This window comes from Mycolicibacterium austroafricanum, from assembly GCF_902705885.1.
Classification (GTDB): Bacteria; Actinomycetota; Actinomycetes; order Mycobacteriales; family Mycobacteriaceae; genus Mycobacterium; species Mycobacterium vanbaalenii_A.
Genome location: NZ_CACSIP010000041.1, coordinates 33,481 through 54,520, shown reverse-complemented (window position 1 = coordinate 54,520; position 21,040 = coordinate 33,481). Strand labels below are relative to the sequence as shown.

Sequence of the window (21,040 nt, the reverse complement as noted above, 5' to 3'; positions counted from 1 at the left end):
GGCGGAGGCGGTGGCGGAGGTGGCGGGAACGCGTTGAGTTCCGACAGCGGGTCCGCGCAGCCGGTGACGTCGACGTGCACGCCGCCGACCGAACCGCACACCGCTGCGGGTGCGGCGGGCACTGGACCCAGCACCGCCCCCGCACACAGCGCCGCTGCCGTCACGAGCCAGGTCTTGCGCACTGTCGGCTCCTTCGAGTGTTCCGGCGGCGGGCGCCGCGAGGTCTCCCGATTGTTACAGCAGCGACGCCCGGATGGGGCTGAACGCCGGCGGCGCGCCCGCAGCGGGATCACGCCGGTGCGCATCGCGCACATCACCGCGGCGCCCACGAGCACGCAGCGGGCTACGAGGGGGTCGAATCAGCGCACCGGATTTGCTAGGTATGCGACTCGGCGTATGCGTCGAAGGCATCGGCACTGCACGCGGGCACCGAGACGCGGTCGGCGTCCGGTGACCGTTTCGTAGCGGCTATCGCACCCGTCGGGCAAATTCTGCTGAGGCCCACTGTGGCACTAGATGCCTTGTCCAAGCCATTTTTGACCAGGTCGTCGAATCGTCCAGCGAATATTTCGGGGATGTCGTACATTGCCTCTGTGCGCATCCGGACCGCGCACGGTATGCGCTCAGATCGCAGTAATGCGTGAAGCCGAGGGGAACTGCGATCTGAGCGCAAGCTAATCAGTAGGTAGCTCGCGGGCGCTGGTGAATTGCCGTGTCATTCCGGTCAGCGGGTCCTCGAACTCCAGCCGGTGCGCCACCAGCCTCAGCGGGGTGCCGAAGTCGTCGGGCACGTCGGCGACGTCGGGGTACAGCGGGTCACCGGTGATCGGCAGCCCCAGCGACGCCATGTGCACCCGCAGCTGGTGGGTTCGACCGGTACGTGGGGTCAGTCGATAGCGGCCGCCGCCGCAGTGCTCGACGACCGTCTCGGCGTTCGGCTCGCCAGGCTCCTCCACTGCCTGCAGGCAGCCACGGCGTTTGACGATCCGACTGCGCACCGTGATCGGGAAGATCAGCGCTGGGTCGACGGGCGCGTGCGCCAGGTAGGTCTTGCGCACCAGGCCACGGGCGAACAACGACTGATACGCGCCGCGCACCTGCGGTCGCACGGTGAACAACAACACCCCCGCCGTCAGCCGGTCCAGACGGTGCGCCGGGCTCAACTCGGGCAGGGCCAGTTCGCGACGCAGCCGCACCAACGCGGTCTGAGCGACGTGACGGCCGCGCGGCATCGTGGCCAGGAAGTGCGGCTTGTCCACGACGACGATGTCGGCGTCGTGGTGCAGGATCGGCATCTCGAACGGGACCGTCACCTCGTCGGGCAGGTCGCGATACAGGTACACGTGCGAATTCGGCTTCAGCACAGTCGATGCGGTGACGACCGTACCGTCGGCGGTGCACACTTCACCGTTGAGCACCTTGGCGGCGGCGGCCTCACCGAACCGGTTCGCCAACTCCACGAGGACCGCGCCGCCGCGCAACCGGACCCGTGCCGGCCCGAGTCCGTCGCGCACCGGAAGCGGCGCGGGCATCCGCGTCAAGTGAGCGGCACCGGTTCGAGGATCTCCGCGCGGGCCTCGGGCGCGGCGGCCCGCAGCGCGTCGGCGGATTCGTCGTCGGGCTGATTCTGGGACAGCACCTCCGCCTCGACCCGCGCCAGGTACATCGCGACCTCGTTGTCGACGTCCGCAGCACTCCAACCCAGAATCGGCGCAACGACTTCGGCGACCTCACGGGCACAGTCCACACCGCGGTGCGGGTACTCGATCGAGATTCGCATCCGGCGCGCCAGGATGTCCTCGAGGTGCAGTGCCCCTTCGGCCGCCGCGGCGTAGGCGGCTTCGACCTTGAGGTACACCGGCGCGTCGGTGATCGGCCCGAGCAGGTCCGGGTTCTCCTCACCCAGCGCCAGCACCTCACCGATCAGCGACCCGTAGCGGTCGAGCAGGTGCCGCACGCGATACGGGTGCAGGCTGTAATGCTTTCCGACGCTTTGGGTCTGGTTCACCAGCGCGAAGTATCCGTCGGCGCCCACCAGCGGCACCTTCTCGGTGATCGACGGCGCCACCCGGGTCGGCACGAACTCGGCCGCGGCGTCGATGGCGTCTTCGGCCATCACCCGGTAGGTGGTGTACTTGCCGCCGGCGATCGCGACCAGTCCCGGCGCCGGCACCGCCACCGCGTGCTCGCGGGACAGCTTGGAGGTCTCCTCGCTCTCCCCCGCCAGCAACGGCCGCAGCCCGGCGTACACACCGTCGATGTCGTCGTGGGTCAACGGGGTGGCCAGCACGGTGTTGACAGTGCCGAGGATGTAGTCGATGTCGGCCTTGGTGGCCGCCGGGTGCGCGAGGTCGAGGTTCCAGTCGGTGTCGGTGGTGCCGATGATCCAGTGCGTTCCCCACGGGATGACAAACAGCACCGACTTGTCGGTGCGCAAGATGATCGCGACCTCGCTGACGACGCGGTCGCGCGGCACCACGATGTGCACACCCTTGGACGCCCGCACCCGAAATCGCCCGCGCTGCTTGGACAACGCCTGGATCTCGTCGGTCCACACCCCGGTGGCGTTGACCACGACGTGGCCGTGCACATCGGCGACCGCGCCGTCCTCGGTGTCGCGGACCTGCACCCCGGTGACCCGGTCGCCCTCCCGCAGCAACGCCACCACCTGGGTGGATGTCCGGACCACCGCTCCGTAGTGGGCCGCGGTGCGCGCCACCGTCATCGTGTGCCGGGCATCGTCGACGACGGTGTCGTAGTACCGGATTCCGCCGATCAGCGAGCTGCGCTTCAACCCCGGGGACAGCCGCAGCGCCCCGGACCGGGTCAGATGTTTCTGCGCCGGAACCGATTTCGCGCCACCGAGCTGGTCGTAGAGCATGATGCCGGCCGCCACGTACGGCCGTTCCCACCAACGATTGGTCAGCGGGAACAGGAACGGAAGTGGCTTGACCAGGTGCGGCGCCAACGTCGTCAGCGACAGCTCACGTTCGTGCAACGCCTCGCGCACCAACCCGAACTCCAACTGCTCCAGGTAGCGCAGGCCGCCGTGGAACATCTTGCTGCTGCGACTGGAGGTTCCCGACGCGAAGTCGCGCGCCTCGACCAGCGCCACCTTCAGACCCCGCGTCGCGGCGTCCAGCGCGGCGCCGGCGCCGACCACGCCCCCGCCGATGACGACGACGTCGAACTGCTCGCTACCCAGCCGTTGCCAGGCACGCGCCCGTTGCTCGGGACCCAGCAGGGTCTGCCCGTTGCCCGGACCGGGGACCGCGTCGCTCACGTTGACCGACTCCTCGTTACTCGTCAGTACGGCTGTCCGTCCCAGGCTACGTGGGTCAGTCCAGATCGTCGTGCGCCATCAACCGGCGCGCGGCCTCCACGATGGACCCCGACAGCGACGGATACACCGACAGCGTCTGCGCCAGGTCGGTCACCGAGATCCGGTTCTGCACCGCCAGCGCGATCGGCAGGATCAGCTCTGAGGCGATGGGCGCCACCACGACGCCACCGATCACCACGCCCGTCGCCGGCCGGCAGAAGATCTTCACGAAACCGTGCCGCAGCAGCGACATCTTCGCCCTGGCGTTGGTGTTCAGCGGTAGCACCATGGTGCGGGCGGGCACGCTGCCGTCGTCGATCGCCGACTGCGGGATGCCCACCGCGGCGATCTCGGGCCGGGTGAACGTCGCCGACGCCACCGTGCGCAGCCGGATCGGCGAGACCCCCTCCCCCAGCGCGTGGTACATGGCGATGCGGCCCTGCATCGCGGCCACCGAGGCCAACGGCAGCAGACCGGTGCAGTCACCTGCGGCGTAGATCCCCGCCGCCGGCGTGCGCGACACCCGATCGACCGGGATGTAACCGCCGGGTTCGAGCTCGACGCCCACCCGCTCCAGACCCAGGCCGGCGGTGTTGGGCACCGAGCCGACCGTCATCAACGCGTGGCTGCCCTCGACGGTGCGGCCGTCGGCGATCTTCACCTGCACGCCCGTGTCGGTCCTGTTCACCGAGTCGGCGCGGGCGTTCTTGATCAGCGTGACGCCGCGTTCGGCGAACACCTCTTCGAGCACCGCGGCGGCGTCGGAGTCCTCGTGCGGCAGGATCTGGTCGCGGCTGGCGACCACCGTCACCGTCACCCCGAGCTCGGTGTAGGCGTTGCAGAACTCCGCTCCCGTCACCCCCGACCCCACGATGATCAGGTGTTCCGGCAGCTCAGCGAGGTCGTAGAGCTGCCGCCAGGTCAGGATGCGCTCGCCGTCGGGCTCGGCGTTGGGCAGCACCCGGGGGCTGGCGCCGGTGGCGATCAGCACCACGTCGGCCTTGAGCACCCCGACCTTGCCGTCGGAGGTGGTGACCTTCACCCGGTGATGTGCCATGCCTTCGGTGTCGTCGACGAGCTCGCCGCGGCCGGCAATGATCGTCACACCCTGGTTGAGCAGCTGGCGGCCGATGTCGGCGGACTGCGACGCGGCCAGCGTCTTGACCCGGTTGTTGATCTGGCCCAGCGAGATCTGGGCGGCGTCGATGGCGATATCGAAACCCAGCCCCTCGGCGCGGCGCAACTCGGTGCGCACCCCGGTCGAGGCGATCAGCGTCTTGGACGGTACGCAGTCGTAGAGCACACAGGCGCCGCCCACCCCGTCCGAGTCGACGAGCGTCACCTGCGTGACGTCTTTGCCCTTCCCGGCAGCCACCAGCGCCGCCTCATATCCCGCCGGCCCGCCGCCGATGACCACGATGCGCGTTACCACCGTTTCAACCTAGGACACCGGGGCGCGTTCAGATACCGGGAGTCCGACGGTTGTCGGCCCGCCGAACACGATGCGACTAAGCTGCTCGCGTGCCGATCTACGCCGCTTACGGATCGAATATGCATCCCGAGCAGATGCAGCTGCGGGCACCGCACTCCCCGATGGCCGGGACGGGGTGGCTGCACGGCTGGCGTTTGACGTTCGGCGGTGCGGACATCGGATGGGAGGGCGCACTGGCCACCGTTGTCGAGGACCCGACCTCCAAGGTGTTCGTCGTGCTCTACGACATGACCAAGGAGGACGAGGAGAACCTCGACCGCTGGGAGGGCTCCGAGCTCGGGTTCCACAAGAAGATCCGGTGCCGGGTGGAGCGGTTGTCGTCGGACACCGACACCGACCCGGTGCTGGCGTGGCTGTATGTGGTAGACGCCTGGGAGGGCGGCATCCCGTCGGCGCGGTATCTGGGCGTGATGGCCGAAGCGGCCGAGATCGCCGGGGCCCCCGCCGAATACGTTCACGACCTGCGGACCCGCCCGGCCAGCAACATCGGCCCGGGCACGTAGCTTTTTTCCCGCGAGCGCGCGCGTTTGCCCGTCGGCGCGCCGTAATTGCCGGCATTTTGCGCGCGCTCACGCCGCACGAGCGCGACGAAGCTGCCCGTCGATGCGCGCCACCACCTCCCACGCGCGATACCGGACATCCTCGAACACGATCGGAACAACCGACCAGCCGGCATCGTGAAGCGCGTTGTACCGACGCCGATCCCGTTTCATCGCTTCCGGGCCGGAATGCCAGGCCACCCCGTCGTACTCGGCGGCGACTCCGAATTCCGGCCAGGCGAAGTCGAGTCGGCGCAGCTCGCCATTGCCGTCCACGATTTCGACCTGCAACTCCGGGATCGGCAATCCACCGTCGAGCATGACCAGCCGGGCTTCACTCTCCATCGGGGACTCCGACCGCGCGTCGGCCAGCGGCAGCAGATCGCGGACCGCGACAATGCCCCGGCGCCCCTTCTGCTCGACCGCCGCTCGCCACAGGCCAGGCAGGGTGCAGGTGCCGCTGCGCAGCGCCGCGTCGAGGGTGGCCAGCGCTCGCGGACGGCGCAGGCTGCGCGCCACCTCGACGGCCGTCCATGCTGGCGAGGTGGCCCGACGTCCGTCGCGCATCACCAACGGCGCGCCGTCGCGCCGATGCACAACAAGGCCATCGGCGCTGCGCAGCGCGCAGCCAGGAGGGTCGAGGACGTGCAGATCCGCCGGTTCCTCGGTGTCGAAGCCGAACAACGCCGCCGCCGTCGCGAGGCACACCGCCACCGGCTTGCGGCAGGACAGGTCGAGGCCACGCAGCCGTAGCCCGTCGGTGGGTTCACCCAGGCAGTAGACGCCCTGCCACAGCCGTTCCAGCACACCGGTGTTCACCGCCGCCTCGAAACGCCGACGGGTGAGGTGGGTGAGGATCTGGCCGCTGGTCGCGACGCCACCCTGGGCGGCGAACAGGGCGATGATGTCGTCGTTCATGGCGGCCATCGTGCGGCGATGGCGCCCCACTCCGGCGGGTGTCGACCATCATCTGGGGATCAACTGGCGATTGTGCAGAACTCGTCGGCGACGAGCGCGCGCGCAGTGCCAGGATTTACGGCGTGTCGGTGTGCAGACCCGCGCGCTCGCCGGACAAGCCCTCGCCGGACAAGGGCGCCGGCCACGGGACAGGGCGTGGGCGCACCCGCACCCGCTGCGGCCACCAGAACCAGCGACCCATCAGCGCCGCGATCGACGGCGTCATGAACGACCGGATCACCAGGGTGTCGAAGATCAGCCCCATGCCGATGGTCGTGCCCACCTGACCGATGATCGTCAGGTCGCTGATCGCCATCGTCATCATCGTGAGCGCGAAGACCATGCCGGCCGCCGTGACGACCGAGCCACTGCCACCCATGGTGCGGATCAGCCCGGTGTGCAGGCCCGCATGGACCTCCTCTTTGAGCCGCGACACCACCAGCAGGTTGTAGTCCGCACCGACTGCCAGCAGGATGATCACCGCCATCGGCAACACCATCCAGTGCAGTTCGATGCCGATCAGGTGCTGCCAGACCAGCACCGACAACCCGAACGACGCGCCCAAAGACAGCACCACCGTGCCGACGATCACCGCGGCAGCCACCACCGCCCGCGTCAGGATCAGCATGATGATGAAGATCAGCCCGATCGCAGCGATCCCGGCGACCAGCAGGTCGTAGCGGGTGCCGTCGGCCATGTCCTTGAACGTGGCCGCGGTCCCACCGAGATAGACCCGGGCCCCCTCCAGCGGGGTGCCCTTGATCGCCTCCTTGGCTGCCGACTTGATCGCGTCGATCTTCTCGACGCCTGCCGGGGACAGCGGGTCACCCTCGTGGGCGATGATGAACCGCACCGCGTGCCCGTTGGGCGAGATGAACTGCTCCATGCCGCGCTGGAAGTCCGCGTTGTCGAAGGCCTCCGGCGGCAGGTAGAACGTGTCGTCATTCCAGGCGTCGTTGAACGCGTCGCCCATCGCGGTCGAGTCTTCCTGCATCAACGCGCCAGATTCCAGCTGCGAATTCTGGGTCTGGTACATCGTCAGCATCATGTCGCGCTGCGACCTCATCGACTCGATCTGCGACGGCATCAGCGCGATCAGCTCAGGCATCGTCGCGGCGAGCCGCTCGAGGTCGGGCACCAGATCCTGGACGTTGTCGGTCATCAGGTTGATGCCGTCGATCATGTCGAAAATCGACCGCATCGACCAGCACACCGGGATGTTGTAGCAGTGCGGTTCCCAGTAGAAGTAGTTGCGGATCGGCCGGAGGAAGTCGTCGAGATCGGCGATGTGGTCCCGCAGTTCAGCGACGTCGACCGCCATCGTCTTGGTCTTGGCCACCATGCTCGTGGTGATCTCGGACATCTGCCCCATCAGGCTCTGCATCCGCTCCATCGTGTTGATGGTGTTCTGCAGCGCGTCGGCCTGGACGAGCATGTCGTCCATCCGGTCGAGCATGTACTTCTCGTTGAGCTGCTGGGTGCCGCCCTGCCGGCTCATGATGTACGGGATCGAGGTGCTCTTGATCGGGGTGCCGTCGGGGCGGGTGATGGTCTGCACCCGCCCGATGCCCTCCACCCCGAACAGGGCCTTGGCGATCTTCTCGATGACGATGAAGTCGGCCGGGTTGCGCAGATCGTGATCGGTCTCGACCATCAGCATCTCGGGGTTGAGCCGGGCCGGCGAGAAATGCCTTTCGGCGGCGGCGTAGCCGACGTTGGACTGGACGCTGTCGGGCAGGTAGTTCCGGTCGTTGTAGCTGGTCTGGTATCCCGGCAGCGCCAGCAGACCGATGAGTGAGACCGCGACGCTGGCCACCAGGATCGCGCCCGGCCAACGCACCGTGGCTGCGCCGATCTTGCGCCAGCCGCGAACCCGCATGGCGCGCTTGGGTTGCAGCAGACCGAACCGGCTCGCGCTGGTCACCACCGCCGGACCGAACGTCATCGCCACCAGGATCAGCACCAGCATGCCCAGCGCCAGCGGCACACCGAGGGTCTGGAAGTAGGGCAGCCGGGTGAAGCTCAGACAGAACGTCGCACCGGCGATGGTCAGGCCGGAGCCGACGATGACGTGCGCGGTGCCACCGAACATCGTGTAGTACGCCGATTCGGGGGTCTCGCCCTTGCCGACGGCCTCCTGGTAACGGCCGATGAGGAAGATCGCGTAGTCGACGGCGATCGCGATGGCCAGCGTGACCAGCAGGCTGGTCGCGAACGTCGACAGGCCGATGATCTCGTGAAATCCCAGGAACGCCACCGCGCCGCGGACGGTCATCAGGCTGAGCCCGACCATCACCAGGATCAGCAGAGTGGTGACGATAGACCGGAAGAACAGCACCAACATGATCGTGATGACGAGGAACGTCAGCGCCTCGACCATCCGCATGCTCTCGTGCCCGGCGGTCTCCTGTTCGGCGGCCAGTGCCGATGCCCCGGTGACGTAGGCGCGGACGCCGTCGGGCGGCTGGCTTTCTGCCACCATGTCCTGCACGGTCTTGACCGACTCGTTGGCAAGGGCCTCACCCTGGTCGCCGGCCAGGTACACCTGGAAGTAGGTGGCCATGCCGTCGGAGCTCTGGGCGCCGGAGGCGGTGAGCGGGTCGCTCCAGAGGTCCTGCACGTGCTCGACGTGGCGGGTGTCGGCCTCGAGCTCGCCGATCAGGTCGGCGTAGTAATCCCGGGTGTCGTCGCCGAGGGGTTCCTCGCCCTCGAGCACGATCATCACCGAGCTGTTGGACTCGTACTCCTCGAAGACCTCGCCGATGCGCTGCATCGAGATGACGGCAGGCGCGTCCTCGGGACTCATCGACACCGACCGCAGCTTTCCGACGTCCTCGAGCTGCGGTACCGAGACGTTCAGGAAGGCGGCGACGGCGATCCAGATCAGGATGATCGGGACGGAGGCCAGACGGATGAACCGGGCGATACCGTAGAAGTGCGGTTTGTGCCCTTCCACCGTACGACTCCTTCGGGGGGTTGAGCCGAAAGTCGTTACGGCGCCGCCGTGTTCGGCCGGAAATAACCGATAAGCAAAGCCAGGCTAACCATTCTGCAGTCGGTTGGCAACCCCAGCGGTCAAGTGGTGGTCCGCATCCCCGCCGGGCTGAACAGTGACGTGGGGCACAACGCGCCTGTCGGCGTCACGCCGTCGACGCGTGCTCGATCAGGTTGACCAGCAACCGCACCCCGACGCCCAGCGCGCGCTCGTCGAGGTCGAACGTCGGCTGGTGTAGGTCGAGCTGCGGGCCCCGGCCGCTCCACACCCCCAACCGCGCCATCGCACCCGGCACCTCTTCGAGATACCAGGAGAAGTCCTCGCCGCCGCCGGATTGCTGGGTGTCGGCCAGCACGTCCGGGCCGATCGCCTCGATGGCGTGGGTGAGGATCCGCGTGGACACCTCTTCGTTGACCACCGGCGGCACGCCGCGCCGGTACAGCACCGTGTGCTCGATCGCCAGCGGGGCCAATAGAGACGAAACCGTCTCCCGGACAATGCCTTCCAGCGTGAGCCAGGTTTCGCGGCTGGCCGTGCGGATGGTGCCGGACAGGGTGCCGGTCTGCGGGATCGCGTTCGCGGCCACCCCGGCGTTGACCGCACCCCACACCATCACCGTGCTGTTGCGCGGGTCGATGCGCCGTGACAACACCCCGGGCACGCCGGTGATCAGCGTGCCCATCCCGTACACCAGGTCGCTGGTGAGATGCGGACGCGATGTGTGCCCGCCGGGCGAGTGCATCGTCACCTCGATCTGATCGGCCGCCGAGGTGATCGGCCCCGGCCGCACCGCGACCCTGCCGACCGCCAGGCGGGGGTCACAATGCAGTGCATAGATCCGCGACACCCCGGTCAGCGCGCCGGCGGCGATCGCGTCGATCGCGCCGCCGGGCATCAGTTCCTCGGCGGCCTGGAAGATCAGCCGCACGCCGACGGGCAGTTCCGGCGCCGACGCCAGCGCCAACCCGGCGCCCAACAGCACCGCGGTGTGCGCGTCGTGGCCGCAGGCGTGGGCGACACCCGGCACCACCGAGGCGTACGGCGCCCCCGTCCGCTCGGCCATCGGCAGGGCGTCCATGTCGGCGCGCAGCGCGATGCGCGGGCCGTGCTCGGGGCCGAAATCGCACATCAGTCCCGTGCCGCCGGGCAGCACCTTGGGGTTGAGCCCCGCGTCCGCCAACAGCGACGCGGCGAACTGCGTGGTGGCGAACTCCTGTCGTCCGAGCTCCGGGTTGGCATGGATGTGCCGGCGCCAGCCGACCATCTCGTGGTGGTGCTCGGACAGCCAGCGCGCGGCCGCGTGCGCCAGCGAACTCATGAGGCCCGCCTCTTCTGCAGCTCGAGCACCCGCTCACGCTGGGCGTCATCGCAGGCCAACGCCACCACTGTGCGCGCCAGCATGATCGACCCCTCGACCACCGCGGTGTCGGCACTGGCGGACGCCGCCGCGGCGGCGAACGCCGGTTGATGCAGCGACGCGCCCCCGGCCTCGACGCCGACGATCGGATGGATCCCCGGCATCACCTGGGTCACGTTGCCCATGTCGGTGCTGCCCAGCGGCAACGCCGCCTCGACGTCTTCACCGACCGGCGAGCGGCCGACACGCACCATCTCGGCCCGCATCACCGAGGCCAGCCACGGATCGGGCTTCAATTCGGCGTACGCGGGGGCCGCCTCGGTCACGACGTGCTCGCAGCCGGTCGCCACGGCACCGGCCGCGAAGCACCCCGCCATCCGGGATTCCAACTCGCGCAATGACTCCGAGTCCGTCGCGCGCATCGCGTAGCGCATCTCGGCGCGCGCCGGGATGACGTTGGGCGCCTGACCGCCGTCGGTGACGATGCCGTGCATCATCTGCCCCGGCGCCAACTGCTGGCGCAACAGTCCGATCGCCACCTGCGTCACGGTGACGGCGTCGGCGGCGTTGATCCCCAGGTACGGGGCGACGGCGGCATGTGATTCCCGCCCGAGGTAGCGGACCGTCGCCTCCGACAGCGCCAGCGACCGCGCGGCCGCGATATCGATGGGTCCGGCATGCAACATCACCGTCGCGGCGATGTCGTCGAACACGCCCGCCTGCAGCATCAGCGCCTTGCCCCCACCTGCCTCCTCGGCGGGTGTGCCCAGCAGCACCACCGTCAGGCCGAGCTCGTCGGCGACCTCCGCGAGCGCCAGCGCGGTGCCGACGGCCGAGGCCGCGATGATGTTGTGCCCGCACGCGTGACCGATCTCGGGCAACGCGTCGTACTCGGCGCAGATGCCGACGACCAGCGGGCCGCTGCCGTAGGAGGCGCGGAACGCGGTGTCCAGACCCGCCGCATTCGGCGTGATGTCGAAGCCGCGCTCGGCGACGAGCGCCTGGGCCTTGGCGCAGCTGCGATGCTCGTTGAACGCCAGCTCAGGCTCGGCGTGGATGGAGTGGGAGAGCTCGATCAGGTCGCCGCGGCGTCGGTTCACTGCGTCCTCGACGCGGGACGGCGCGGCGGTGGGCATGCTGGCAGTATCTCACTGCCGGCGAACTAAGCTGCGGGGCGTGACCCCGGCCGAGCACGCACAGCGCGCAGCGGACGCCCTCGCCGAACGGACCGGCGTCGACGCACACGACATCGCCGTGGTGCTCGGCTCCGGATGGGCGCCAGCGGCATCACAACTCGGCGACGCGACCGCCGTCGTCCCGATGGGCGAGCTCCCCGGCTTCACTCCGCCCAGCGCACAGGGCCACCGCGGCCAGGTGCTGTCGCTGCACGTCGGCGCGCATCGGGTGCTGGTGCTCGTCGGCCGGATCCACGCCTACGAGGGTCACGACCTGCGCCATGTCGTGCATCCGGTGCGCACCGCCTGCGCGGCGGGCGTGCACACCGTGGTGCTGACCAACGCCGCGGGCGGACTGCGGCCCGACTACGCGGTAGGCCAACCGGTGCTGATCAGCGACCATCTGAACCTCACCTCGCGCTCGCCGCTGGTGGGCGCCGAGTTCGTGGACCTGGTCGACGCGTATTCGCCGCGGCTACGGGCCATCGCCCGCGAGATCGAACCGACGCTGGCCGACGGCGTCTACGCCGGCCTGCCGGGTCCGCACTACGAAACGCCGGCGGAGATCCGGATGCTGCGGACGCTGGGCGCCGATCTGGTCGGCATGTCGACCGTGCACGAGACCATCACCGCCCGCGCGGCCGGCGCCCAGGTGCTGGGCATCTCGCTGGTGACGAACCTGGCGGCCGGCATGACCGGCGAGCCGCTCAGCCATGCCGAGGTGCTCGAGGCCGGTCGTCAGTCGGCCACCCGGATGGGCTCGCTGCTGTCCTCGGTGATCGCTCGTCTCTGACTTCGGCGGCTCAGCCGCATCACTGCGCGGGCCAGCAACGGCGCGGCGAACAGCATCAGCAGGATCCGCACCACCTGGGCGGCGATGATGAACGTGACGTTGGATCCGGTCTCGACCGCGGTGGCCAGCACGGCGTACACGCCGCCGGGACTGGTCGCCAGGTAGCCCTCGAGCAGGCTCAGTCCGGTGACGCGGGCCAGCAGCACCCCCAGGCCCGCGGTCGCCACCGTGAGGACGACGATCAGGCCGATCGCGGCCGGCAGCAGCCGCCCGACGGTGCGCAGCGCGTCGCGGGTGAACGCCAGTCCCGCCTGCCAGCCGATCAGCAGATAGCCCACCTGGACCAGCAGAACGGGCACCGACAAGCCGAACGTCAGACCGCTGACCTCGAGCGCGACCGTCAACGCCAGCGGCCCGAGCAACCCGGCCCCGGGCAGCCGGATCAGCTTGCCCACGGTGCCGCCGACCAGCACCAGGACGATCACCATGGCGATGCTGAGGTACCACGGAGCCGCCCCGGCGGCGACATCAGACCACGGAGCCGCCCCGGCGGCGACATCAGACCACGAGGTCTGGTCGCCGGGCGCGGTTGCGGCGTCGGGACGGGATCTGTCCGCGTGGTAGATCAGCGTGACGACGACGGGCATCGACGCGGTCACCAGCGCCACCCGCAGGTACTGCACGACGGCAACGACGCGGTCGTCACCGCCGAGTTCACGCGCGATGGCCACCAGCCCGGAGGCGCCGCCGGCCACCAGCGCAAGCGATCCGGTCAGCGGGGTGACGTCGCGGTGCAGGCCCAGCAGCGCGCCGGCTCCGACGCTGAGCGCAAGCGTCGCGACGGCAATACCGACGACGACGGGCCAGTCACCGCCCAGCGCGGCGAGAGCGTCCTCGTGCACCATCGTGCCGATGTAGACGCCGAGCACGCCCTGGGCGGCCACACCGAGCCTGCGCGGGACGCCCACCGGCGCGGCGGCCAGCAGCGCCAGCACGATGCCCACGACCAACGCCGCGAACAGCGCGGCCGAGGGCACACCGAGGAGGGTCAACGGCACCGTCGCGGCAACCGTCACCGCCGCCAGCAGCACCCACCGAAGTATTCGTCGCATTCCGATGCCAAGTATGCGCTTGTCATTTCAAGATCTCAATCACGTGATCTTTGTTCTGTTGCCAAGGTATAACTTGGTAATGGCTGACAACGTTTCCTCTGCGTCCTCGGCGGCCACCGAGTTGCGGGAGTCGGTGATGGCCGTCGCCCGGCAGATGCGCAGGCACCGGCCCGACAACGGGCTGACGCTGAGCCAGATGCAGCTGCTCGGCGAGATCGGCCGGGCCGAGGTCACCACACCGGCCGAGCTGGGGGTACGGATGCAGGTGCGGGTCCAGTCCCTGACGGACTCTCTCAACGAGCTCGAGGCCCGGAAACTGATCGCCCGTCGGCCCGACGACACCGACCGCCGCCGACAACTGGTCGAGCTGACCGCCGCGGGCGCAGCGCTGCTGAACACCGACCGTGCCGAGCGCGACGCGTGGCTGCGCGACACCATGCGCGACACGTTGTCGCCGCTGGAGTTCGACCTGCTGATGCTGGTGGCGCCGATATTGCGCAAGCTGGCCGAGGCCGAGCCCGCCCGGCTGCATCTCGCGGCCAGCGACGACTGACCCGCTGCCCACCTCGAGCGAAACCTTCGGAGCCTGGTTAGCACAACTGTCCGACGACCGAATCTTTCGCTCGTACTGGGCAAGGCGGGCATGTCTGCCATGCTCATGGCCGTGCACACCGAGCTGTCCGCCGCCGTCGCCGAATGGGTCGCCCACGACCCCGACCCTGCCTCAGCCGCCGAGCTCGCCGCCTGTGACGACGACGACCTCGCCGACCGCTTCGCTCGGCCGCTGACGTTCGGCACCGCCGGCCTGCGCGGTCCGCTGCGCGCCGGGCCCAACGGGATGAACCTGGCCGTGGTGTTGCGGGCGACCTGGGGGGTGGCTCAGGTGCTCGGCGACCACTCCCCCGGTTCGGCCATCGTGGTCGGCTACGACGCGCGGCACCGTTCCGCGGAGTTCGCCCGAGCTTCCGCTGAAGTCTTTGCCGCTCAGGGGTTTTCCGTCTCACTGATGTTCTGCCCGGTCCCCACTCCCGTTGTGGCGTTCGCCGTGCGCAACATCGGCGCGGCCGCGGGTGTGCAGATCACCGCGTCGCACAACCCGGCCTCGGACAACGGCTACAAGGTGTACGCCGCCGGCGGGCTGCAGATCGTCGAACCCACCGACCGTGACATCGAGCACGCCATCGCGGCCGCACCGCCCGCCGACCAGATCCCCCGCACCCCCGTCGACCACGACGGCGTCGAGCAGGTGCGCAGCTACCTCGAACGCGCCGCGACCGTCCGCCGCACCAGCGGGTCGGTGCGGGTGGCGCTGACACCCATGCACGGGGTGGGCGGCGAGTTCGCCCTGGATGCGTTGGCACTGGCCGGTTTCGGCGATGTGCACGTCGTCGAGAGCCAGTTCGCGCCGGATCCGGACTTTCCGACCGTCACCTTCCCGAACCCGGAAGAACCCGGCGCCGCCGACCAACTGCTCGCACTGGCCGCCGACATCGATGCCGAGATCGCCGTCGCACTGGACCCCGACGCCGACCGGTGCGCGGTCGGGGTGCCCACCCCGGCCGGCTGGCGGATGCTCACCGGCGACGAAACCGGTTGGCTGCTCGGCGATTACATCCTGTCGACACACCGCAGTGGCGCCGCGGTGGTGGCCAGCACCGTGGTGTCGTCGCGGATGCTGGCAAGCATCGCCGCCGATCATGGAGCGCGCCACGTCGAAACGCTCACCGGGTTCAAGTGGCTGGCGCGCGCCGACGACCTCGACGGAACGCTGGTGTACGCCTACGAGGAGGCGATCGGGCACTGCGTGGACCCCGCCGCGGTCCGCGACAAGGACGGGATCAGCACCGCGGTGCTGGCCTGCGATCTTGTTGTCGCACTGCGTGATCGGGGACGCACGGTGCTCGACGCCCTCGACGACCTGGCTCGTCGCCACGGCGTGCACACCACCACCGCCGTCACCCGCAGGGTCGGCTCGCCGCAGGAGGCCGTCGAGGTGATGGCCCGGCTACGAAGCCACGCCCCGGTGTCACTGGCGGGCTTCGACGTCAGCGTCACCGACCTGCAACCACGCACCGATGCGCTGGTCTTCACCGGCGGCGATGACACGGCGACGGTGCGGGTGGTGACGCGCCCTTCTGGGACCGAACCGAAACTGAAGTCCTACATCGAAGTCCGGTGCACCGGGGAACTGGCCGCTGCCAGGGCGCGGGCGGAGAAATCACAGAGCGCGCTCGCCGCGGAAGTACCCCAGTGGGCGTAGTCGACCCCCGCCGGAACGGCGGGAGGTCAGCGTGGGCCGAACTGCCGGTCCCCGGCGTCGCCGAGACCCGGGACGATGTAGGCGATGTCGTTGAGACCCGAATCGATACTGGCGGTGAACAAGCGCAATCGCGGCGCCACCTTCTCGACCGCGGCGATCCCTTCCGGGGCGACTACGACACAGATAGCGGTGACGTCGACGGCGTCACGGGCGTAGAGCAGTTCGATGGCGTGCACCATCGAGCCGCCGGTGGCCAGCATCGGGTCGAGCACGATCACCGGCTGCCTGCTGAGATCCTCGGGGAGCGACTCCAGATAGGGCGTCGGCTGATGGGTCTCCTCGTTGCGGGCCACACCGACGAACCCCACCCGGGCCTCGGGGATGAGCGCGTGCGCCTGATCCACCATGCCCAGCCCGGCCCGCAGCACCGGCACCAGCAGGGGCGGGTTGGCCAGCTTCGTTCCTGCGGTGTCGGCCATCGGCGTGCGGACGGCGACCGTATCGACCGCCAGCTCGCGGGTCGCCTCGTAGACGAGCATCAGCGTCAGGTCGCGCAGCGCCGCCCGGAACACCGCGTTGTCGGTGCGCTCGTCACGCAGGGTGGTCAGCCGCGCCGCGGCCAGCGGATGGTCCACAACGCGCACGTCCATGGACCCTGACCCTAATGGGAACCGATCGGCCTTTCCCGGCGTCCTAACTTCTATGGTCGCGCGCTTGTCTGCAGACACCGAGTTCATCCGCGCCTACGGGTCGGCCTCGGCGGGCCACGCGGCCGACCTTCAGGCGGTCGTCGCGCGGCTGACCGCCCTGGACGCCGGCGCCGCCGCGGGGCTCGGACCGGTCGGCGCCCGGTTCCAGGCTGCCCTGGCCCGAGCGATCGACCGGGAGGCCGGCACCATCACCGATCTCGGCACCGCCGTCGCGGCGGCGCACCCCGTGGCCCAGGCCACCGCACAGGCCTACGAGAGCGCCGACGACGCCGCCGGAGCCCGGCTCGCCGGGGACTGGTGATGCCCAGCGCGCTGATCACGGCGTTGTCCACGCCGATTCGCCGGGTGCAGGCGCTGGTCGGTCCCGGATGGTCCGGTGATCCAGCGGCCGACCCCGCCGCGGGGTTGGCCGCCACGCGGGACATGCTGGCCGACGTGGCGCACTCCGCCGCACAGGCCTGGCAGCGCACGTCGGGCGAATGGTCGGGCGCGGGATCCGACGCCGCCGCCCAGTTCGCGGCGACAACAACCGCGGCGATCGACGAAGCCACCGAGCGGGCGGCGGGGCTGGGCGTCACGGCGGGCCGGGCCGCGGAGTCGGTAGCGGCGGCGCACCGTCGCCTGCAGGCGATCGTGGACGAGTTCGAAGCGCGCGCCGGCGCGCTGGAACCGCACCTGGACTCCCCCGGCGTCGCCGAGAAGCTGTTGACCGAGGCGCGCGACGCGTTGGCCGAAGCGGTGACGGTCGTCGAGGAGTTGCTTGCCGAACTGGACGGGCACGCGGCCGCCCTGGCTCCCCACGCGCCCGCCGCCCCGGCCGCCACCGCTCCGGCCGGATTCGGCGGCGCCCCGGCGATGGGCTCGGGGATGGGCTCGGGCTTCGGCGGCGGGGGTGGCGCCCCGCTGGGTGCGCCGGGGTGGAGCGGGGCCGGCGGCTCGGCCGACATGGCCGCGTTCACCCGCCCGGACATGGCAGAGACCGCGGACGCGGCGGCGTTCGGCGAGGGGGTGGCGGTACGACTGCCCGACGGCACCGTGGTGATGGCACCGAACGCGGTCGCGGCCGGCGCCGTCCGACATGCGCTGACCCAACTCGGGGTGCCCTACCTGTGGGGAGGCACCACCCCCGGCGTCGGGCTCGACTGCAGCGGCCTGACCCAGTGGGCGTATCACGAAGCGGGCCTGAGCATTCCGCGGCTAGCCCAGGAGCAGGACATCGGTGCGACGGTCGACCCCGGCTCGTTGCGTCCGGGTGATCTTGCGGTGTGGGACGGCCATGTCGCGATGATCGTCGGCAACGGCATGATGGTCGAGGCCGGTGACCCGGTGCAGCTGTCCCCGGTCAGGACCGCCAACGCCGGGCAGGGTTTCCAGGGGTTCTGGCGGCCTACGGCTTGACTGTCTACTTCCCCGTCGGCAGCAGACGCAGCGCCAACGCACCCAGCGCCAGCACTGATATCACCGGCGTGACGAAGAGCAGCAGCGCCCAGACAAGTCCCACACCAGCACCGCTCAACGCCCCTACCAGCGTGAAGATCGAAACAAGCCAGCTGACGCCGCCGGCCACCAGCGTCACCACCACCGCGACCCCCAGCGAGCGCCACGGTCCGTAGTGCCTCAGACCGGTGACGGTCAGCAGCGCCGCGACCGGCACGATCATGATCACCGCGCCCAGCCAAGGCTGGTCAGCGCCCGCCCGCATCGCCGGGACAAGCAGCACCGCTGCCAGCACCGCCGCACCGATGATGCCTGCCACCGCCATGCCTCGGCCATTCGTCATACCCGGATTCTGCCCAAGTCGCCGCCGACGTGAGGCTCGATGCGTCAAAGGGGAGTCGAAAGACCCTTGTTGCGGCCCACCCGACGAGCGGATTCTCAAGTGCACACACCGAATCCGAGACCAGGAGCGCGTCATGACAAAAACCACCGGCGAGAGCACTGCCGCCAAAGAACCCGACTCGACCGCGAGCACCGTCCACACGGTGGTGGAGCGCGCGGCTGGGTTGTCCGACGACGTGCTCAAATCCGTCGAAGCCGGCCAGCGGGCCGCAATTGAGGCGGTGCGCCAGTTCGTCGACACCGTCGATGAGGCACTGCCGGCGAAGGACGACCACCCGTCGCGCCGGGAGACCGTGATCGACGCGGCCCTGGACATGGCCGACCGACTCGTCACCACGCAGTACGAGTTCCTGCGCAGCGTCGTACACAGCGCCGACCGAACACTGCGCAAATCCGACGACGTGGACAAATGAGCACAGCATCCCGGTGCACCGGAAGGACACCGAGACATGGCTGACCGCACCGAGTTGGCTGCGCTGGCCGACGAGGCCGCCGAGGCTCTGTTGAAGGCGATCACGAGTGCCGCGCCGAAGAGTGGGTCGACAGCCGGGGTTCTTCACCTGGCACAGGCGTATGCGCTGGTGGTCGGGGCCGAGCCCGGCAAGCCGCCGCAGCCTCCGATCTCGCGGGAGTGACGGCTCAGTCGTAGAGACCCGCGAGGGTGTCGGCGAAGTTCTTCACGATGACATTGCGCTTGGCCTTCAGGCTGGGAGTGAGATCGCCTGCCTCGATGGACAATTCGCGATCGAGAATCGCGAACCTCTTGACTTGCTCCCAGCGGTTGAGTTGTTCGTTGAGCGTGTTGATGTAACCGGCGATCAACTCGCGCGTCGAGTCGTGCTGCGCGATCTCGGTGAACGACCTGTCCTCCAAGCCGTTCTTGACGGCCCAGTCGGTGATCGCCTCGCTGTCCAGGCTCACCAGCGCCACGCAGTAGGGGCGTTGCTCGCCGTAGACGATCATCTCGCTCAGGTACGGGCAGATGGCCTTGAATGCCGCGGCGATCGCCGACGGCGCGACGTACTTTCCCTGCGAGGTCTTGAACAGATCCTTCTTCCGGTCTGTGATGCGCAGGAAGCCCTGGTCGTCGATCGTGCCGATGTCACCGGTGTGGAACCAGCGGTCCGCATCGAGCGCTTCGGCGGTGGCCTCGGGCAGGTCGTGGTAGCCGGTCATCACACCCGGGCTTCGCAGCAGGATCTCGCCGTCGTCGGCGATCTTGACCTCGGTACCGGGGAAGGGCAGCCCGACGGTGCCGAATCGATAGGCGTTGGGGCGGTTGATGAATGATGCTGCCGCCGTCTCGGTGAGACCGTAGCCCTCAAGCACGATGATGCCGACGGCGTCGAACCATTGCGCGAGATCGTGGTTGAGCGGCGCGGCCGCGGAGACGAAGAACCGGAGCCGGCCGCCGAAGCGTTCCCGGATCGTCGAGAACACCAGCCGGTCCGCGAGCGCGTGCTGCACAGACAGCAGCGGAGACAGACTCCTTCCCGCCTCCCTGGCCTCGGAGGCCTGGATCCCGACGCCTATGGCCCAGTCGAAGATCCGCTTCTTGATCCCGCCCTCGTCGGCGATCATGCCCTGGATCCGGGCGTGCGCCTTCTCGAAGATCCTCGGGGCGGCCGCCATGAACGTCGGATGCACCGCCGCGAGATTCTCGACGATCCTGTCCACCCGGCCATCGATCGCCGTCGGGAAACCGATCGTCAACGGCAGCGCGAGCATCACCTTGCCGAACGCGTGCGCCAGCGGCAGCCACAGGAAGTTCAGATCGTCGGCGCGCAGGATGCCGAGTGCGTCGATGGCCGCAGCGGTGTAGGTCCACGCGCTGTGCGGAAGCCGCACCCCTTTGGGGCGGCCGGTGGTTCCCGAGGTGTAGATGATGCTGGCCAGGTGTTCGGGGCGGATGCCGTCGACGCGTTGCTCGATGACGTCGGGAGAGTCGACGAGCAATTGCGTACCGAGTTTCTCGAGTTGGTCGAGCGTGATCACGAACTCGCCGTCGCCCTCCCCGTCGACGATCACGACCCTCTCCACGTCGGGTAGCTCGGCGCGCCGCTCCAGCAGCTTGTCGACCTGTGTCTGGTCCTCGGCGATGACGATGCGGCTTCCGGAGTTGGCGACGATGAATGCGACGTCGCGGGCATTCGTCGTCGGATACAAGGTGGTGGTCGCGGCGCCCGCGCACAGCACGGAGAAGTCCGCCAGCACCCACTCGTAGCGCGTCGACGACGCCAGCGCGACCCGGTCTTCGGGGGCGATCCCCAGCGCGATCAAACCGGCGGCGATGAAGTGGACGCGGTCACCGACCTGCTGCCAGGTGACACTCGTCCAGCTGCCATCGGTGGGGAAACGGAACGCCTCGCCGCGCGGGGTGGCGGCGACACGGTCGAGGAACAATCGGGCCACCGACGGCGCCGGATTGTCGAGCTTGCCGAGGTCGGCGGCCGTGTCGACCGCGCGCAGCCTCTCCACACACCCAGCCT

19 protein-coding genes and 1 pseudogene are annotated in these 21,040 nt (G+C 69.2%); 8 read left to right on the top strand and 12 right to left on the bottom strand.

What is annotated here, in order from left to right; genetic code table 11:
- From BEMPMBAN_RS24240 to BEMPMBAN_RS24225, 4 genes and pseudogenes are all read right to left on the bottom strand, one after another.
- A pseudogene (locus tag BEMPMBAN_RS24240) lies at positions 1–182 on the bottom strand (hypothetical protein); the annotation flags it as partial.
- Between the two features lie 492 nt (positions 183–674).
- Positions 675–1,532, bottom strand: a complete 858-nt coding sequence (locus tag BEMPMBAN_RS24235) for a pseudouridine synthase (RefSeq protein WP_200846104.1) — start codon at positions 1,530–1,532, stop codon at positions 675–677.
- Positions 1,533–1,537: 5 nt separating this feature from the next.
- Positions 1,538–3,283: a glycerol-3-phosphate dehydrogenase/oxidase gene (locus tag BEMPMBAN_RS24230; protein WP_159233812.1), complete on the bottom strand. Its 1,746-nt coding sequence runs from the start codon at positions 3,281–3,283 to the stop codon at positions 1,538–1,540.
- A gap of 55 nt (positions 3,284–3,338) precedes the next feature.
- The gene (locus tag BEMPMBAN_RS24225; RefSeq protein WP_159233811.1) at positions 3,339–4,754 is read right to left on the bottom strand and encodes an NAD(P)H-quinone dehydrogenase; all 1,416 of its coding nucleotides are present in this window, start codon (positions 4,752–4,754) and stop codon (positions 3,339–3,341) included.
- Between the two features lie 89 nt (positions 4,755–4,843).
- On the opposite strand from BEMPMBAN_RS24225, the gene BEMPMBAN_RS24220 reads away from it, so the two are divergent.
- The gene (locus BEMPMBAN_RS24220; protein WP_159233810.1) at positions 4,844–5,317 is read left to right on the top strand and encodes a gamma-glutamylcyclotransferase family protein; all 474 of its coding nucleotides are present in this window, start codon (positions 4,844–4,846) and stop codon (positions 5,315–5,317) included.
- Between the two features lie 66 nt (positions 5,318–5,383).
- On the opposite strand, the gene BEMPMBAN_RS24215 is transcribed toward BEMPMBAN_RS24220, so the two are convergent.
- The 4 genes from BEMPMBAN_RS24215 to BEMPMBAN_RS24200 form a co-directional block, all read right to left on the bottom strand.
- Positions 5,384–6,271, bottom strand: coding sequence for a type IV toxin-antitoxin system AbiEi family antitoxin (locus BEMPMBAN_RS24215; protein ID WP_159233809.1), 888 nt, complete (start codon positions 6,269–6,271; stop codon positions 5,384–5,386).
- A 115-nt stretch (positions 6,272–6,386) separates the two neighbouring features.
- Entirely contained in the window at positions 6,387–9,266 is a 2,880-nt protein-coding gene (locus BEMPMBAN_RS24210; protein ID WP_159233808.1) for an MMPL/RND family transporter, read from the bottom strand.
- A 184-nt stretch (positions 9,267–9,450) separates the two neighbouring features.
- Positions 9,451–10,623 (bottom strand): amidohydrolase, encoded by a 1,173-nt coding sequence (locus BEMPMBAN_RS24205; RefSeq protein ID WP_159233807.1) that lies wholly within the window; start codon positions 10,621–10,623, stop codon positions 9,451–9,453.
- A complete protein-coding gene (locus BEMPMBAN_RS24200; protein WP_159233806.1) occupies positions 10,620–11,798 on the bottom strand; it encodes a M20 family metallopeptidase in 1,179 nt (392 codons plus the stop codon). Before BEMPMBAN_RS24200 ends, BEMPMBAN_RS24205 begins: the two co-directional genes overlap by 4 nt.
- Before the next feature lie 40 nt (positions 11,799–11,838).
- Here BEMPMBAN_RS24200 and BEMPMBAN_RS24195 point away from each other — a divergent pair, with 40 nt between their 5' ends.
- Positions 11,839–12,630 (top strand): purine-nucleoside phosphorylase, encoded by a 792-nt coding sequence (locus tag BEMPMBAN_RS24195; RefSeq protein WP_234897674.1) that lies wholly within the window; start codon positions 11,839–11,841, stop codon positions 12,628–12,630.
- Here the strand turns inward: BEMPMBAN_RS24195 and BEMPMBAN_RS24190 are convergent.
- Entirely contained in the window at positions 12,576–13,742 is a 1,167-nt protein-coding gene (locus BEMPMBAN_RS24190) for an AbrB family protein (RefSeq protein ID WP_159233804.1), read from the bottom strand. The genes BEMPMBAN_RS24195 and BEMPMBAN_RS24190 overlap by 55 nt on opposite strands.
- Positions 13,743–13,821: 79 nt before the next feature.
- Between BEMPMBAN_RS24190 and BEMPMBAN_RS24185 the strand changes: the two genes are divergently transcribed.
- On the top strand, positions 13,822–14,295 hold the full coding sequence (locus BEMPMBAN_RS24185; protein ID WP_159233803.1) for a MarR family winged helix-turn-helix transcriptional regulator: 474 nt from the start codon (positions 13,822–13,824) through the stop codon (positions 14,293–14,295).
- A gap of 90 nt (positions 14,296–14,385) precedes the next feature.
- Entirely contained in the window at positions 14,386–16,002 is a 1,617-nt protein-coding gene (locus tag BEMPMBAN_RS24180) for a phospho-sugar mutase (RefSeq protein WP_234897673.1), read from the top strand.
- Between the two features lie 26 nt (positions 16,003–16,028).
- On the opposite strand, the gene upp is transcribed toward BEMPMBAN_RS24180, so the two are convergent.
- On the bottom strand, positions 16,029–16,652 hold the full coding sequence (gene upp / locus BEMPMBAN_RS24175; RefSeq protein WP_159233802.1) for a uracil phosphoribosyltransferase: 624 nt from the start codon (positions 16,650–16,652) through the stop codon (positions 16,029–16,031).
- A 64-nt stretch (positions 16,653–16,716) separates the two neighbouring features.
- On the opposite strand from upp, the gene BEMPMBAN_RS24170 reads away from it, so the two are divergent.
- Both BEMPMBAN_RS24170 and BEMPMBAN_RS24165 read left to right on the top strand, forming a co-directional pair.
- A complete protein-coding gene (locus tag BEMPMBAN_RS24170) occupies positions 16,717–17,013 on the top strand; it encodes a type VII secretion target (RefSeq protein WP_234897672.1) in 297 nt (98 codons plus the stop codon).
- Positions 17,013–18,110, top strand: a complete 1,098-nt coding sequence (locus BEMPMBAN_RS24165; RefSeq protein ID WP_159233800.1) for a C40 family peptidase — start codon at positions 17,013–17,015, stop codon at positions 18,108–18,110. The genes BEMPMBAN_RS24170 and BEMPMBAN_RS24165 overlap by 1 nt, the downstream gene beginning before the upstream one ends.
- A gap of 4 nt (positions 18,111–18,114) precedes the next feature.
- Here BEMPMBAN_RS24165 and BEMPMBAN_RS24160 read toward each other — a convergent pair whose 3' ends face one another.
- Positions 18,115–18,492, bottom strand: a complete 378-nt coding sequence (locus tag BEMPMBAN_RS24160) for a hypothetical protein (protein WP_159233799.1) — start codon at positions 18,490–18,492, stop codon at positions 18,115–18,117.
- Between the two features lie 133 nt (positions 18,493–18,625).
- On the opposite strand from BEMPMBAN_RS24160, the gene BEMPMBAN_RS24155 reads away from it, so the two are divergent.
- Positions 18,626–18,964 carry a hypothetical protein gene (locus BEMPMBAN_RS24155; protein WP_234897671.1) on the top strand — a complete coding sequence of 113 codons (339 nt, stop codon included), beginning with the start codon at positions 18,626–18,628 and terminating at the stop codon, positions 18,962–18,964.
- A gap of 36 nt (positions 18,965–19,000) precedes the next feature.
- Entirely contained in the window at positions 19,001–19,186 is a 186-nt protein-coding gene (locus tag BEMPMBAN_RS24150) for a hypothetical protein (RefSeq protein ID WP_159233798.1), read from the top strand.
- 4 nt (positions 19,187–19,190) lie between these two features.
- Here the strand turns inward: BEMPMBAN_RS24150 and BEMPMBAN_RS24145 are convergent, their stop codons facing one another.
- Positions 19,191–21,029, bottom strand: coding sequence for an AMP-dependent synthetase/ligase (locus BEMPMBAN_RS24145; RefSeq protein ID WP_159233797.1), 1,839 nt, complete (start codon positions 21,027–21,029; stop codon positions 19,191–19,193).
- Positions 21,030–21,040 lie beyond the last annotated feature (11 nt).